Annotated in this window: 15 protein-coding genes; 7 read left to right on the forward strand and 8 right to left on the reverse strand. The window is 72.7% G+C overall.

Annotated elements, in window-relative coordinates; genetic code table 11:
• Positions 1-59 precede the first annotated feature (59 nt).
• The 7 genes from ACFUUZ_RS10915 to ACFUUZ_RS10945 are packed head-to-tail and all read left to right on the forward strand — an operon-like array spanning position 60 to position 6,545.
• Positions 60-881: a mycofactocin-coupled SDR family oxidoreductase gene (locus tag ACFUUZ_RS10915; RefSeq protein WP_378694809.1), complete on the forward strand. Its 822-nt coding sequence runs from the start codon at positions 60-62 to the stop codon at positions 879-881.
• A 10-nt stretch (positions 882-891) separates the two neighbouring features.
• A complete protein-coding gene (gene fabG / locus ACFUUZ_RS10920) occupies positions 892-1,620 on the forward strand; it encodes a 3-oxoacyl-ACP reductase FabG (RefSeq protein WP_378694811.1) in 729 nt (242 codons plus the stop codon).
• The gene (locus ACFUUZ_RS10925; RefSeq protein WP_378694813.1) at positions 1,617-2,534 is read left to right on the forward strand and encodes a MaoC family dehydratase N-terminal domain-containing protein; all 918 of its coding nucleotides are present in this window, start codon (positions 1,617-1,619) and stop codon (positions 2,532-2,534) included. The genes fabG and ACFUUZ_RS10925 overlap by 4 nt, the downstream gene beginning before the upstream one ends.
• Positions 2,527-3,714, forward strand: coding sequence for an acetyl-CoA C-acetyltransferase (locus tag ACFUUZ_RS10930; RefSeq protein ID WP_378694815.1), 1,188 nt, complete (start codon positions 2,527-2,529; stop codon positions 3,712-3,714). The genes ACFUUZ_RS10925 and ACFUUZ_RS10930 overlap by 8 nt, the downstream gene beginning before the upstream one ends.
• Position 3,715: 1 nt before the next feature.
• Positions 3,716-4,168 carry a MaoC family dehydratase gene (locus ACFUUZ_RS10935; protein ID WP_378694817.1) on the forward strand — a complete coding sequence of 151 codons (453 nt, stop codon included), beginning with the start codon at positions 3,716-3,718 and terminating at the stop codon, positions 4,166-4,168.
• Positions 4,165-5,358, forward strand: coding sequence for a CoA transferase (locus ACFUUZ_RS10940; RefSeq protein WP_378694820.1), 1,194 nt, complete (start codon positions 4,165-4,167; stop codon positions 5,356-5,358). Before ACFUUZ_RS10935 ends, ACFUUZ_RS10940 begins: the two co-directional genes overlap by 4 nt.
• Complete coding sequence (locus ACFUUZ_RS10945) at positions 5,355-6,545, forward strand: acyl-CoA dehydrogenase family protein (RefSeq protein WP_378694822.1); 1,191 nt, start codon at positions 5,355-5,357, stop codon at positions 6,543-6,545. The genes ACFUUZ_RS10940 and ACFUUZ_RS10945 overlap by 4 nt, the downstream gene beginning before the upstream one ends.
• Positions 6,546-6,641: 96 nt before the next feature.
• On the opposite strand, the gene ACFUUZ_RS10950 is transcribed toward ACFUUZ_RS10945, so the two are convergent.
• The 8 genes from ACFUUZ_RS10950 to ACFUUZ_RS10985 form a co-directional block, all read right to left on the reverse strand.
• Positions 6,642-7,700: a porin PorA family protein gene (locus tag ACFUUZ_RS10950; protein WP_378694823.1), complete on the reverse strand. Its 1,059-nt coding sequence runs from the start codon at positions 7,698-7,700 to the stop codon at positions 6,642-6,644.
• A 112-nt stretch (positions 7,701-7,812) separates the two neighbouring features.
• Positions 7,813-8,406: a hypothetical protein gene (locus ACFUUZ_RS10955; protein WP_378694825.1), complete on the reverse strand. Its 594-nt coding sequence runs from the start codon at positions 8,404-8,406 to the stop codon at positions 7,813-7,815.
• A gap of 15 nt (positions 8,407-8,421) precedes the next feature.
• Positions 8,422-9,690, reverse strand: a complete 1,269-nt coding sequence (locus tag ACFUUZ_RS10960) for an MlaD family protein (protein WP_378694827.1) — start codon at positions 9,688-9,690, stop codon at positions 8,422-8,424.
• Entirely contained in the window at positions 9,687-10,763 is a 1,077-nt protein-coding gene (locus ACFUUZ_RS10965; protein ID WP_378694829.1) for an MlaD family protein, read from the reverse strand. Before ACFUUZ_RS10965 ends, ACFUUZ_RS10960 begins: the two co-directional genes overlap by 4 nt.
• Positions 10,760-11,851, reverse strand: a complete 1,092-nt coding sequence (locus ACFUUZ_RS10970; RefSeq protein ID WP_378694830.1) for an MCE family protein — start codon at positions 11,849-11,851, stop codon at positions 10,760-10,762. Before ACFUUZ_RS10970 ends, ACFUUZ_RS10965 begins: the two co-directional genes overlap by 4 nt.
• Positions 11,848-12,882 (reverse strand): MCE family protein, encoded by a 1,035-nt coding sequence (locus ACFUUZ_RS10975; RefSeq protein ID WP_378694831.1) that lies wholly within the window; start codon positions 12,880-12,882, stop codon positions 11,848-11,850. The genes ACFUUZ_RS10970 and ACFUUZ_RS10975 overlap by 4 nt, the downstream gene beginning before the upstream one ends.
• A 5-nt stretch (positions 12,883-12,887) precedes the next feature.
• Entirely contained in the window at positions 12,888-13,928 is a 1,041-nt protein-coding gene (locus ACFUUZ_RS10980) for an MlaD family protein (protein WP_378694833.1), read from the reverse strand.
• Positions 13,925-15,166 (reverse strand): MlaD family protein, encoded by a 1,242-nt coding sequence (locus tag ACFUUZ_RS10985; protein WP_378694835.1) that lies wholly within the window; start codon positions 15,164-15,166, stop codon positions 13,925-13,927. Before ACFUUZ_RS10985 ends, ACFUUZ_RS10980 begins: the two co-directional genes overlap by 4 nt.
• Positions 15,167-15,170 lie beyond the last annotated feature (4 nt).

Here is a 15,170-nt window from a genome sequence, read left to right on the forward strand (position 1 = left end):
GCTTACTATATACAGAACGGCACGGGGCTTGCCCGCGGCGGGACCGATCGAGGAGTGCAATGACGGGCGAGCTCGAGGGCAGGGTCGTTCTGATCACCGGGGCGGCGAGGGGCCAGGGCAGGGCGCACGCGGTGCGGCTGGCGGGCGACGGCGCCGACATCATCGCGGTCGACATCGCCGGGCCGCTGCCGCCCGCCGTCCCCTACGACTCCCCCACCCCGGACGACCTGGCCGAGACCGTGCGCCTGGTCGAGGCCACCGGGCGGCGCATCCTGGCCTCGGCGGTGGATGTGCGCGACGCGGCGGCGCTGCGCGAGGCGGTCGGCGCCGGTGTCGCCGAGCTGGGCCGGCTGGATGTGATCGTCGCCAACGCGGGCATCAGCATCCCGCAGACCTGGGACGCCATCACCGACGAGTCCTTCCGCGACACGCTCGACATCAATGTCACCGGCGTCTGGAACACCGTGCGCGCCGGGGCGCCGCACATCATCGCGGGCGACCGCGGCGGCTCGATCATCCTGATCAGCTCCGCCGCCGGGCTCAAGATGCAGCCGTTCATGGTGCACTACACCGCGAGCAAGCACGCGGTGACCGGCATGGCCCGCGCGCTCGCCGCCGAGCTCGGCAAGCACCGGATCCGGGTGAACAGCGTGCACCCGGGCGCGGTCAACACCCCGATGGGCACCGGCGACATGGTCGCCTCGCTCGGCCGCGCCATCGAGACCAACCCGCAACTCGCGCACATGATCACTCCGTTCCTGCCACTGTGGGTGGCCGAGCCCGAGGACATCGCCGAGACCGTGCACTGGCTGGCCTCGGATCGGTCCCGCGCCATGACGGCGGCGAGCGTCGCCGTCGACCAGGGCGTCACCCAGTACTGAAAGGACTTCCATGTCGCTTCTCGCAGGCCGGGTCGCCGTCGTCACCGGCGCCGCCCAGGGCATCGGCTTCGCCATCGCCGAGACGTTCGTGCGCAACGGTGCCGCGGTCGTCATCGGCGATCTGGAGCCGGGGGACGCCGCCGAGCGGCTCGGCGCCGATGCCGCCCGGGCGGTGCGGTGCGATGTCACCTCCGCCGACGACGTGGCAGCGCTGCTGGACGTCGCGGTCACCGAGTTCGGCGCGCTCGACGTCATGGTCAACAACGCCGGCATAACCCGCGACGCCACCATGCGCACCATGACCGAGGAGCAGTTCGACCAGGTCATCGCCGTGCACCTCAAGGGGACCTGGCACGGCACCCGGCTGGCCGCGGCGATCATGCGCGAGCAGGGCAGGGGGAGCATCGTGAATCTCTCGTCGCTCTCGGGCAAGGTCGGGCTGGCGGGGCAGACCAACTACTCCGCCGCCAAGGCAGGGATCGTCGGGTTGACCAAGGCAGCTGCCAAGGAGGTGGCCCGGTTCAACGTCCGGGTCAATGCCATCCAGCCGGGGCTCATCCGCACTCCGATGACGACCGCCATGCCGGAGAAGGTCTGGGATCAGAAGATGGCGGAGATCCCGCTCGGCCGGGCCGGTGAGCCCGCCGAGGTGGCCGGGGTGGCGCTGTTCCTGGCCTCGGATCTGTCCTCGTACATGACCGGGACCGCGCTGGAAGTGACCGGCGGGCGGTTCATGTGAGCTGGGAGCCGCACACCGTCGTCAGCGAGGAATATCTGGACCCGGGGCCGGTGGGGGCGCTCACCGCGCTGCTCGGCTCCGGGGCGCCGCCGGTGGGCGTCGGCGATCCGCTGCCGCCGCTGTGGCACTGGGTGGCGCTGCCGAGGTGGCCTGCGGCCGCCGAGACCGGGTCGGACGGGCATCCGCGGCGCGGGAGCTTCCTGCCGCCGGTGGAGTTGCCGCGGCGGATGTTCGCCGGTGGTGAGGTGCGGTTCAGCGGGGTGCTCACGGTCGGTGAGACTGTTCGCCGCGAGGCGCGGGTGCTCTCGGTGACGCCGAAGCAGGGGCGCAGCGGGCGGCTCGTCGCGGTGGTCGTGGAGATCACGCTGAGCGGCGCGGACGGCACGGTTGTGGAGCGACAGGATCTCCTCTACCGGGAGGCGGCCATCCCTGGTACCGCTCCCCCGCCGCCCACCTTCGAGCCGGTCGGAGCGGCGCTGGCCCGGCTCGGTGCCGGGGCCTGGGAGCTGCGCACCGATCCGGTCGTGCTCATGCGGTTCAGCGCCGCCACCGCGAACGCGCACCGCATCCACTACGACTGGCCGTACGCCACCGGCGTCGAGGGGTACCCCGGGCTGGTCGTGCACGGCCCGCTCACCACCCTGGCGCTGGCCGAGACGCTGCGCGTCGACGCCCCCCGCCCGCCGGTCCTGCTGCGGCACCGCAATCTCGCCCCGATCTTCTGCGGCAGCACCATCGGGCTCGGTCCCCGCAGCGTCCCGCTCGCCGGGGAGGACGGCGCATCCGATGCCCCGGTCCGCCTCGGCGCCCCGGCAACACCGGAAGCCGAAAGAACTGCCATCGGCGCCGATTCCACCATCCACGCGGTGCTCACCGCCGCCTTCGCACCCCCGGAGCCCGACCCCCATGCGTGAAGTCGTCATCTGCGAACCCGTCCGCACCCCCGTCGGCCGCTACGGCGGCGCGCTCGCCGCGCACACCGCCGCCGAGCTCGGCGTGGTCGCGCTGCGCGGCCTGCTCGAGCGCACCGGCATCGCCCCCGAGCTGATCGAGGACGTGATCCTCGGCAACTGCAACCCGAACAGCGAGGCACCGGCGCTCGGCCGGGTGGTGGCGCTGGACGCCGGGCTCCCGGTCACGGTGGGCGGCATGCAGCTGGACCGGCGCTGCGGCTCCGGGCTGCAGTCGGTGATCCAGGCGGTGCTGCAGGTGGGCAGCGGCGCCAACGAGGTCGTGGTGGCCGGCGGCGCGGAGAGCATGAGCAATGTCCCGTTCTACTCCACCGACATCCGCTGGGGCGCCGCGCGCACCGGCGTCACCATGCACGACGGCCTGGTCCGGGCGCGGGAGACCGCGGGCGGCAAGGACTACCCGGTACCGGGCGGCATGCTGGAGACCGCCGAGAACCTGCGCCGCGAGTACGCCATCCCGCGCGCGGAGCAGGACGAACTCGCGCTGCGCTCACACCGCAATGCGGTGGCCGCCATCGAATCCGGCGCCGCCGCCGAGCAGATCATCCCGGTCGGCACGGTCGACACCGACGAACATCCCCGCGCCGACACCACCCTGGAGGCGCTGGCCAGGCTGAAGCCGGTCCGGCTGCGGATCGACCCGGATTCCACGGTGACGGCGGGCAACTCGAGCGGCCAGAACGACGCCGCCGCGGTCTGCCTGGTCACCACCCGCGCCACCGCCGACCGGCTCGGGCTCACCCCGCTGGTCCGGCTCGCCGCCTGGGCGGTCGCCGGGGTGCAGCCGAACGTGATGGGCATCGGGCCGGTGCCCGCGACCGACGCCGCCCTGCGGCAGCTCGGGCTCACCCTGGCCGACATCGACCTGATCGAGCTGAACGAGGCCTTCGCCGCCCAGGCGCTCGCGGTGCTGCGCGAGTGGAAGTTCGGTGCGGACGACCTGGACCGGCTCAATGTGCACGGCTCCGGCATCTCGCTCGGCCACCCGGTCGGCGCCACTGGCACCAGGATGCTGGCCACCCTGGCCCGCGAACTGCACCGCCGCGACCTGCGGTACGGGCTGGAGACCATGTGCATCGGCGGCGGGCAGGGGCTGGCCGCCGTCTTCGAGAAGGTGAGCTGACATGCGGATATTCCGATCGATCGAGAGTCTGCGCAGCGCCGTCGGCACGGTCATCGGCCCCGGCGAGTGGCTGACCGTCGACCAGGAGCGGATCGACACCTTCGCCGCCGCCACCGGCGACGACCAGTGGATCCACGTCGACCCCGCGCGCGCGGCCGACGGGCCCTACGGGGGCACCATCGCGCACGGGTACCTCACCCTCTCGCTGCTGCCGCTGCTCGGCCGCGATCTGTTCTCGCTGCAGTTCGGCAGTGCGCGGATCAACTACGGGAGCAACAGCGTGCGGTTCCCCGCACCGGTTCCGGCGGGCAGCAGGATTCGCGCGTCGGCCACCATCACCGAGGTCGAGGCGGGCGCGGAACGGGTGATGCTGACCCTGCGCTGGACGGTGGAGAACGAGGGCAGCGCCAAACCGGCCTGCGTCGCCGAGACCCGCACCCTGGTCGTGCTGTGAGCGCACCCGCCGACAGCGTGCCTGCGGATCCCGGGCACGGCGCTGCCGCCGCGGCTCCACTGGCGGGGCTCCGAATCGTCGAGATATCCAGCTTCGTCGCCGCACCGCTGGCCGGGCTGACCCTGGCCCAGCTCGGCGCCGAGGTGATTCGGGTGGACCCGCTCGGCGGCGGCCCGGACTACCGGCGCTGGCCGCTCACCGCCGAAGGCGAGAGCCTGTACTGGACCGGGTTGAACAAGGGCAAGCGCTCGGTGACTGTCGATCTGCGCTCGACAGAGGGCCGGGCGTCGGTGCTCCGGCTGATCACCGACGGCAGCGGCATCGTGCTCACCAATGCCGCCCGGCCCTGGCACGGCTACGACGCCATCCGCGCACTGCGGGACGATCTCATCCACCTGGAGATCACCGGCCGGGCCGACGGCGGCACCGCCGTCGACTACACCGTCAATGCCGCGACCGGCTTCCCGCTCGTCACCGGCCCGGCGGAGCACGAGGGCCCGGTCAACCACGTACTGCCGGCCTGGGATGTCGCCTGCGGGCTCTACGCGGCGCTGGCGATCACCGCCGCCGTGCGCCACCGCGACGCCACCGGTGCCGGAAGCCGGATCGTGCTCCCGCTGGAGAACGTGGCCCTGGCGATCGCCGGCCACCTCGGCTTCCTCGGCGAGGCGGCGGTGAACCGGGCCGAACGCCCCCGCATCGGCAACGCGCTCTTCGGCCAGTACGGCGCCCCGTTCACCGCCGCCGACGGCGCCACCTTCATGATCGTCGCGCTCACCGCACGGCACTTCGCCGATCTCGTCGCCCTCACCGGCACCACGGCCGCCGTCGACGCGCTGGCGAAAGCCCTGGACGCCGACTTCGCCGACGAGGGCGACCGCTACCGGCACCGCGACGTGCTCACCGGGCTCTTCACCCCCTGGTTCCGCGAGCGCACCGGCCCCGAGATCGAGGAGGCGCTGAGCGGGACCTCGCTGCTGTGGGACCGCTACCGCACCTTCTTGGAACTGGTCGACAGCCCCCGCGTCACCGGCAACCCGCTCTTCACCACCGTGCACCAGCCGGGCATCGGCGACCTGCCCGCACCCGGCTCACCGATGACGGTGGACGGCGCGCACTCCCCCGCCCGCCCGGCGCCGCTGCTCGGCGCCGACACCGAAGCCCTGCTGCAGGAACGGAACCCCTCGTGAAACTCGCGCAGACCCACGGCCTGACCGATATCCAGACCGACATCCTCGCCACCGTCCGCACCTTCGTGGACAAGGAGATCATCCCGGTCGCCCAGGAACTCGAGCACACCGACACCTACCCGCAGGCCATCGTGGACCGGATGGCCGAGCTGGGGCTGTTCGGGCTCATGATCCCCGAGGAGTACGGCGGGCTCGGCGAATCGCTGCTCACCTACGCGCTGTGCGTGGAGGAGCTGGCGCGCGGCTGGATGAGCGTCTCCGGCGTGATCAACACCCACTTCATCGTCGCCTACCTGCTGCAGCGGCACGGTACGGCCGCGCAGAAGGAGCGGTTCCTGCCCCGGATGGCGACCGGGGAGGTACGGGGGGCGTTCTCCATGTCCGAACCGGAACTCGGCTCGGACGTGGCCGCGATCCGCACCAAGGCAGTGCGCGGGGAGGACGACGGATACACCATCGACGGCAGGAAGATGTGGCTCACCAACGGCTCCACCGCCACCCTGGTCGCGGTGCTCGTCCGCACCGACGAGGGCAACGAGCGCCCGCACGACAACCTCACCGCGTTCCTCATCGAGAAACCCGCAGGGCTCGGCGAGGTCGCGCCCGGGCTCACGATTCCCGGGCGCATCCACAAGATGGGCTACAAGGGCATCGACACCACCGAGCTGCTGCTCGACGGGTACCGCGCGCCCGCCGACACCGTGCTCGGCGAGGCGCCGGGCAGCGGGTTCAAGCAGATGATGGACGGGATCGAGGTGGGGCGGGTGAATGTCGCGGCTCGCGCCTGCGGGATCGCCATCCGCGCCTTCGAGCTCGGGGCGCGCTACGCCCAGCAGCGCTCGGCCTTCGGCAAGCCCATCGTGCAGCACCAGGCCATCGAGTTCGCCCTGGCCGAGATGGCGACCAAGGTGGAGGCGGCGCACCTGATGATGGTGAACGCGGCGCGGCTCAAGGACTCCGGGGAGCGCAGCGATGTGGCCGCCGGGATGGCGAAGTACCTGGCCAGTGAGTTCTGCAACGAGGTGACCCAGGCCGGGTTCCGCATCCACGGCGGCTACGGATACTCCTCCGAGTACGAGATCGAGCGGCTCATGCGCGAGGCGCCGTTCCTGCTCATCGGTGAGGGGACGAGCGAGATCCAGAAGCGGATCATCGCCCGCGGGGTCCTCACCGACTACCGGCTCTGAGCCGCACGCCGGCTCGATCCCCCCGGCGCCCGCCGCGCGGGTCCCCCGCGGCCGGTAACTCAGCTACCGGCCGCGTCGCGGCTTTCCGCCGGGAACTCAGCTGCCGGCCGAGACGGGATCCGGCCGATCCTCCGTCGCGGTGGCCGGTGCCGCTCCGGCGGTTCCGCCGCCGGAGCCGGGGCGCCTGCCGCGCACCGCGAGGTAAACGGCGAAGAGCACGAGCAGCACGCCCACGACTGCGACGCCGATCGGCACGTAGACGAAGACCAGGCGCAGCGAGTCCCGCCCGTCCTGCGCGGTCCGCGCCAGCGACGCCACCGTCTCCGGGGTGAACCGCAGCTCGCCCGCGTACACCACGACCTTGTTCGGATCGCCGGGCGCGGAGGCGAAGTACGAGGTCGGCTGGACGACGGTGTCGAGGACCGACCCGGTCTCCGGCTCCACCCACATGTCCTGCACCAGCGTGTAGTACAGGTTCCCGACGATCAGCTCGTCACCCGGCAGCCCCCACTTGGACGCGGGCAGCGGGAGCCGCGCCGGCTGGCTGTTCGCGGGTGAGCCCGCCATGTCGTAGTCGGTCACCTCGAAGCGGAAGTGCAGCACCTGCTGCCCCTCGATCTCCCGGTCGGCATCGAGGTACCTGGCCGTCACCGGGGTCAGGGTGGCGGTGTCGAAGTACGAGTAGTCACTGCGCGCGGTGTCGGCCGGGAAGGTCCAGTAGGTGCCCGTGCGCGCGGGCGTCGGCTTGGCGGTGGCGGCCGCGGGGGCCTGCATGGTCGATTCCGGTGCGGCGACGGCGATCCTGGTGCCGGGGTCGACGGTCACGACGTCGATCGCGCTGTGAAACTCGGTGCCGGCGCCGGTGACGCCGCGCGCCTCGGTGCGCACCACGAGATCACCGCTGTCGGTGCTCGATTCGGCCTTCGTCGTGGTGTCGATGCGGATCTCGGTCCCGTCGTCCACCTTCAGCGGCCCCGGCACCATCACGCTGGACCGGTCGAGCAGGCTCGCGGTGCCCGCCAGCACGGTCTCCTGGGTGAAATCCGAGGGCACCCGCACCGCGGAGTCCCGTAACTGTCCGGGCGCGAGCACGGCCGCGGCCACCAGCAGGACACCGAGAACGGCGAGAGCGGAAACGAGAATCTTGCGTGTCACAGAACGACACTCCCTATATCGGCAAAGACGAGCGGTTCGACCGTAGTCACAACCGTTACCCCACCGTTAGCAAACGAAGCACATTCCGCCGCCGGGATTTTCGAATCCGGGATCACGGCAGGTAGACCCGGCTGGCGAGCCAGCGGCCGTCGACCAGCTCCATCGTCATGGCCACCCGGCTGCGGTCCACCCGCGGGTCCTGGGCGGCGGCATTGGTCACCGTCTGGTCGATGAAGAGCAGCACCTCGACCTTCGTCTCGGTCGCCGATTTCACCGCGGCGTCGAGCACGGTGCCCTGCCCTGTCGCCTTGTTGTCTACCAGCAGCTGCCGCAGCTGGCCGCTGGAGCGGGAGTACATGTCCTTGAACTCGCCGGTCGAGCCGTCCAGGACCGCGGCGAAGCCCTGGTCGAGATTGTTGGAATCGACGCTGGTCAGGGTGGTGCCGTAGGCACGGGCGGCGTCCAGCGCCGCGGCGGCGGCGTCATCGACGGCGCGCTGCTCGCGCAGCTGCCAAGCCAGGATCGCCACCGCGACCAGTGCCGCGACCGCCACCGCCGCGACGATCGGCAGCGCGAAGCGCCGCAGGGTCGCCACCAGCACGAGCAGCAGCAGCTTGCCCTTGCTCGGCATCACGAACGGCGCCTCCGCTTCCGCGGGCGGCGCGGAAGCGTCGGCCGGCTCGGCGGTGCTGGTGTTCTTCGACATCGGGTCTCCTCGGGTTCAGCGCGGCGGTTGCACGGTGTCGCGGGTGTCGTCGATCGGCAGCGGGATGGTCCATGGCCCGACGGGGGCGGGGCCCGCGGTGGTGTGCGGGTCGGCGCCGGGCGGGGCGAGGCCGGGGATCGGCTCGCCCGGCGGGCGCGGGGCATTGTTCGCGCCGCGCACCAGGATCGACGGGTCGTGCGCCGGGCACCCGGTGTAGAGGTAGGGCTCGGCGTAGTCGGGCACCGAGGGCGCGTGCCGGGGGACGTCGTAGTCGCAGGAGTAGCGCGGGTAGAGGTTCACCAGCCCCCAGATGCCGCCGTCGCGCATGATCACCGAGAGCGCGTCCAGCGCCGACCCGGCGCGCTGGGCCGGGAAGAAGAACTCCTGCAGCGCGGGCACCCGGGAGTTCGTCACCTCGGCCAGCGTGGAGAGCCCGGTGAGCAGCCCGACGATCGACGGCCCGCTGGCGGCGAGCACCGCGTCCACCGCGGCCAGCGTGCCGGGCGCGGTGTCGAGCAGCCGGACGTAGCCGCCGGTCTTCGCCTCCACACCCCGCATGGTCTGCGCGGTGTCGGCGGCCAGCGCGCGCAGCTCGTCGGTACCGCCCGCGACCGTGGACGAGACCACGGCGGTATCGCGGATCAGCGCGACCGTCTGCGGCAGCACCGAGTCGAGCGTGGCCACCAGGAACATCCCGCCCCGCACGATGTCGCCCAGCTTGCGCGGCGCCTCCGGGCCCGCGCCCAGCTCGGCCACCATGGCCTCCAGCCGGCGCGGATCCACCTGTGCGAGGGTGGAGTCGAGGGTTCCGAGCAGCCGCCACAGCGGGACCGGGGTCGCGGTGCGCTCCGGCCCGATCACCGAGCCGTCGCCCAGGTAGGGGCCGGTCGAGCGGGTGGGCCGGAAGTCCAGGTACTGCTCGCCCGCGGTGGAGAGGTCGACGACCTGGACGGCGCCGTCGTCCGGTATCGGGTACGCGGCATCGATCTCGGCCTCGGCGACGACCCCGCCGCCCTCCAGGTGGATCGCGCGGACCTCGCCGACCGGGAAGCCGCGCACCGTCACCTCCTGCCCGGGCAGCAGCCCGCCGGATTCGGCGAGCCGGACCCGGACGGTGAAGGTCTCGGCGGCCGGGTCGGCGCCGAGCGCGCCGAAGGTGAGGTAGCCGCCCGCGACGACCAGCGTCACCGCCAGCCCGGCCGCGGAGAGCGCGAGCCGATGCGGCACCAGCGCCCGCACCGCGGCCAGCAGCGCGCGGGCCGGGAGCTCCACGATCGCGCTCATCGGCCCGCCCCGTTCAGCCGGTCCTGCAGCTTCAGCAGCGTGTAGGTGAGGCTGCCGACGATGGAGCTCAGGTCGCCGCCGTCCGGGATGCGGCTGCCGGGGTCGGGTTCGTGCGCGAAATCCGGGAGCGACCCCACCGCGAAGTCCTCCAGGTCGATATTGCCGTGCGCCGACGTGCTGTTGGTCAGCTTCAGCAGCGTGGGGAGCATGGCGTTGAGCGTGGCGAGGCTGGCGTCCGGGCTGGTGGCGGCGTTGTTCAGCTCGGCGGCGATCCGGTCCAGGTTCGCGACCAGCCCGACGGAGTCGCCCCGGATGCCGGGCAGCGCGGACAGTTCGCCGCTGAGCGCGTCGAGCACCCGGATCAGCTCCAGCGCGCGGGGCGCCGCGGCGTCCGCGGTCTCCAGCGCGGGGCCGGCGGCGGTGAGGAAGCCGTCGATATCCGGCTGCCGTCCGGCGAGTTCGCCGGTGAGCCTTGCGGTCTCGGCCAGCGCCGCCTGGATCTCGCCGGAGCGCGCGGAGAGCGTCCGCACCAGGGTCGTCGACTGGTCGAGCAGGGCGTCGAGCCGCTCGCCCTTGGCGCCGACGGCGCCGCCGAGCCCGTCGACGACATCGGTGAGGTTGCGGATGGCGCCGCCGTTGACGAGCAGGGCGGCGGTGGTCAGCAGCTCCTCCACGGTGGCGGCGGCGCGGGTCGCGGCCCGCGGGATCTCGTCGCCGTCGCGCAGCACCTCCGGGCCCGCGGCGGCGGGCGGGGTGAGCGCGACGAAGACGTCCCCGAGCGGGGTCGCGGTGCGCAGCTCGGCGCCGGTGCCGACCGGGAGCCGCACGCCCTCGTCGATGCGCAGCGTGACGACGGCGGTGTAGTCGCGCACCTCCATCCGCCGCACCTCGCCGACCTCGGCGCCGAGCAGCCGCACCGCGGCTCGGTCGGGCAGGTTCAGCGCACTGGCGAAGGTGGCGCGCAGGGTGTAGCCGGACCCGGTGCCCGGCGGGGCGAGCGGCACGTCCTGCAGCCCGACCCCGCAGCCCGCGGTCAGCAGGCAGAGCGCGAGCACGGCGGTCCTGGTGATCATCGCGGCACCGTCGCCATCGCCTCGAGCAGGTCGCTGATTCCGAAGTCGGGGCCGAAGTCCCGCAGGGTGCCGGTGGCGCAGCCGAGCTGGCGCAGGCCGAGGATATTGCAGACCTCCTTGACCATCTGGCCGTCGAAGAAGACCTTGTCCAGCAGCGCCCGCACCCGGAAGCCCCGGTTCGGGATGTCGACGGCGTTGTAGCCGTTGGCGAGCAGCATCGGGGTGAGGTCGAGGAACTCGGCGACCTGGTCGCGGTACTCGGCGACCGCGCCGAGCACCGCGTCGGCGTCGGCGGTGGTGGCGCGCAGCGGCTCCCGGTTCGCGGTGAGCAGCTGTTCGGCCTCGGTGAGCAGCGCGGTCAGCTGCGCGCCGGTGTCGCCGGAGCCGATCTCGAGGTCGGCGAGCACGTCGCCGAGTTGCCCGGCGGAGGTGCCGAACTCGGCGATGACCTGCTCGTTGCGGGCCGCGGCCCCGGTCAGCTCGGAGAGCTGGTTCACGATCGCGGTGACGGTGTCGCGGGTCTGCGCACCGCCGTCGGCGCCGACCTGGAGCGCGCGGGCGAGTTCGTCCAGGGTGGCGCGCATGTCGGCGCCGCGGCTGTCGGTGCTGGCGGCGGCGACCTCGAGCAGCCGGGCGATGGGGCCGTTCCCGGCGCCGTCGCCACCGAGCTCGCCCGACATCCGTTCGGCGGCGCCGACCAGCTTGTCGATCCCGACCGGGGTGCGGGTGCGGTCGGGCGCGATCCGGGCGCCGTCGGCGAGCGCCGGCCCACCCCGGTAGGGCGGGGTGAACTCGATGTGCCGGTCGGTGAGCACCGAGGTGGAGAGCATGACGGCGGTGGCGTCGGCGGGAACGGGCACGTCGGCGTCGAGCTCCATGGCGACGTCGACGTGATCCCCGCGTGGCGTAATCGCGGTGACCTTCCCGACCGGCATGCCGAGCACGGCGACGGCATTGCCGACGTAGAGCCCGGCGCTGTTGTCGAAGGCCGCGACGACCTCGATCCGGTCGTCGCCGCGGGGGCCGGCACAACCTCCCGCGGCGACGACGAGGACGATCAGGGCGAGGACCCGCAGCAACGCGCTCATCGGCAGTCTCCGAAGTAGGGGGGCAGGTTCAGCCCGTCGGCGCGGCCGGAGAGCGCGCACATCCAGGAGTCGACCAGCACGCCGGCCGGGGCGGTGAAGTCGACGTCGTTGCCGGTGCCGGAGGCATTGGTCAGGTTGCGCACCGGCACCGGCAGGATCTCCAGCGTCGAACGCAGCAGATCCTGGTGCCTGGCGAGGCTGCCGAGCAGCCCGCCGAGCCCGGCCACCAGCTCGTCGATCCGGGCCCGGTCGTCCACCACCAGCCCGCGCACCTGCTCCACCAGCCGGGTGACCGCCCCGATCAGCCCGGTGAGCACGTCGCGGCGGGCCACGATGTCGCGCAGCAGGTCCCGGCCGACGGTGGCGACCGTGGCCAGGTCGTCCTGCTGGTCGCGCAGGACGGTGCTGAGCTCCCTGACCCCGGCGAGCAGCGAGCCGAGGTCGGCGCGGCGGTCGCCGAGCAGCGTGGCCAGCGAGCGGACGTTGGCCAGCACCTCGGGCAGTACGGCGGGCAGCCCGTCGAGCTGGGTGGCGAGCGTGTCGAGCGAGCGCCCGATCTGGGCGGCGTCGACCTGGTCGAAGGTGGTGGCGGCGTTCTCCAGCGCCTGCTGCAGGTCGTAGGGAACGCTGGTGTGCGACAGCGGGATGCGGTCGTCCGGCGGCGCGCCGTCCCCGGCCGGGCTCAGCTCCAGGTAGCGGGCCCCGAGCAGCGTGGTCAGCTTGATGGCCGCGCGGGTGTCGGCGCCGACCCGGACGCTGTCCTCGATGCGCGCGGTGACCAGCACGTGGTCACCGGCGAGCTCCTGCTCGGTGACGGTGCCGACCCCGACGCCTGCCACGGTCACCCGGTCCCCGACGCTGAGCCCGGCCGCCTGCGCGAACTCGAACTCGTAGCTGCGCTGCCCTGGCCCCAGCGTGTTGACGCCGAGCGCCGCGAGCAGCACGGCGGCCAGGGTGGCGAGCGCGAGCGCGCCGATCGTGCGCGGCCCGAACGGGGTCGGCACCCGCCACCACTGCGACCGCGTCGCCATCCCGGTCACCGGCAGATCGGGGACTGCTGGGCGGTCCCGCTCGGCGAGGCCAGCGCCACGATGCCGGGAATGACCTGCGACAGCGCCGGCAGTGCGGTGAAGTTCAGGTTGCAGAGATAGACGTTCAAGTGCGAACCCTCCTGGCTCACCCGCGCGATGCCCTTGAGCAGCGCGGGGAGGTTGAATCCGAGATAGGCGAACTGGTCCTTGTTGTCCAGGAAGTGCCGGGTGAAGCCCGGCTCCCGGCGCAGCATGCCGTCCAGCGCGGGCCGGTCCTGCTCGACGATGGTGGCGATCCTGGCGGTGACCGCGGCGGTGTCGGACAGCGTGTCGAGGAATTCCGCGCGGTGCCTGGCCAGGCCGTCGACCAGGGTGCGGGTCCGGCTGATCAGGGTGCGCAGGTCGCCGCTGCGCAGCGCGAGCCCGCCGACCACTGTGTTCAGGTTGGTGATGACCGCGCCGAGTACCTGGTCCGGGCCCGCCAGCGACTGCGCCAGGGCCGACATCTGCTCGATGAGCACCGTGAGCGAACCGGCGTCGCCCTGCAGCGCCCGCACCAGGGCGGCGGTCAGGTCGTCCACCCGGGCCGGGTCGAGCCCGGCGAACAGCGGCTCGAACCCGTTGAGCAGCGCCGACAGGTCGAAGGACGGCTCGGTGTTGGTGAGCCCGAGCTCGGCGCCGTCGGCGAGCCGGGTGGCGTCCGGCACCGGGCCGCGGGCAAGGCCGACGTAGCGCTGGCCGATGACGTTCTGGTAGGTGATCGAGGCGACGGTGTCGCGGTAGAGCGACTGCCCCGAATCGACCCGGAAGCGGACCCGCGCGGTGGTGCCGTCCAGGTCGACGGCGTCGACCCGGCCCACCCGCACCCCGGCCATCCGGACGTCGTCGCCGGTCCGCAGCCCGGTCACGTCGCTGAACAGCGCTGTATAGGAACGGGTTTCGCCGTCGACGCCGCGGTTCAGGGTCACGAAGGTCATCCAGATGAGCGCGAACGACACCACGAGGAACAGGCTCAGCCCGACCGCCGAGCGGCGGAAACCGGTCACCGGTCCCCCTCCCTGGGCAGCGTGCCGAGCAACCCGCCCAGCAGCCGGTCGGCGCCGTCGGCATTGCCGCCGAGCAGCCGGGTGATCAGCTCGCTCAACTCCGGGCTCGGCGCCACCGGCTCGTACCCCGGTGGCGGCGGCGCGACGTAGGGCTCCAGCGGCGCGGTGTGGCAGCTCGGCCCCTCGAGGGCGCCGTAGCGCGGGCAGTCGGCTCGCACGTACGGGGTGTCCGCGGAGAGCCGGATCTGGAATTTGCCGATGCCGTTCTGGATATCGGGACGCCAGAATTCGGCGAACCACTTGTCCGCGAAGTGCCTGATGCTGCCCACGATCCCGGTGAAGCTCGGCGAGCCCGCGGCCACCACGTCCATGACCGGCGCGAACTGGTCGATCGTCCCGGTCAGCTGGTCGCCGTGGCGTTCCAGCCCGCCGTTCACGGTGCCGAGGGTGCCGGTGCCCGCCCCGACCAGGTCGAGCAGCCGCTGCTCGTGCTCGGCGAGGGCCTGCATGGGCAGCACGGCGTGGTGCAGGGTGTCCAGCAGCTCGGGGGCGGCGTCGGCGAGCCCGCGCACCGACTCGGTCAGCGCGCCGAGCGTGGAGGCCGAGCCGGGCGGGGCGACCAGCGCGCCGAACTCGCGGGTGATCCGATCGAGCTGCGCGCCGGTCTGCACCAGCTCCGCGCCGCGGCGGTCGGTGGCCTCGGCCACGGTGGTGAGCACCCCGACCACGTCGCTCTGCCCGACCCGCGCGCTCGCGGCGAGGATGTCGCGCAGCTTGGTCAGCGCGGTCTGCAGCTGCACCGTGGACAGGCTGCGGTCCTGCGCGATCTCGGCGCCCGCGGTGAGCGCGGGGGCGGGCCCGTTGTCCACCAGCTGCACCGAGGAGACGGCGAACAGGTTGCTGGGCACCACCCGCGCGGTCACGTTCGCCGGAATGCCCGGCGCGTAGACCGGGTCGAGTTGCAGCAGAACCTGATTCGGCTCCGAGCCGGTCGCGGGCCGGACCGCGGAGACGGTGCCGACGAGCACGCCGCGGAACTTCACGTCGGAGCGCGGCGGCAGCCCGTCGCCGAGCTGCTCGAGCAGCGCGACCACCTCCACCCGCTCCTCGAACCGGCCCGCCGACTTCAGCAGCACCGCGCCGACCCCGCCGGTGATCAGCAGCAGCAGCACGACCCCGCGCACGATCAGCGCGGTCACCGACGGGCCGCGCCCGTCCTTGTCCAGAATCACCGGCACGGCC

The sequence above is a fragment of the Nocardia sp. NPDC057353 genome, assembly GCF_042667085.1.
GTDB lineage: Bacteria > Actinomycetota > Actinomycetes > Mycobacteriales > Mycobacteriaceae > Nocardia.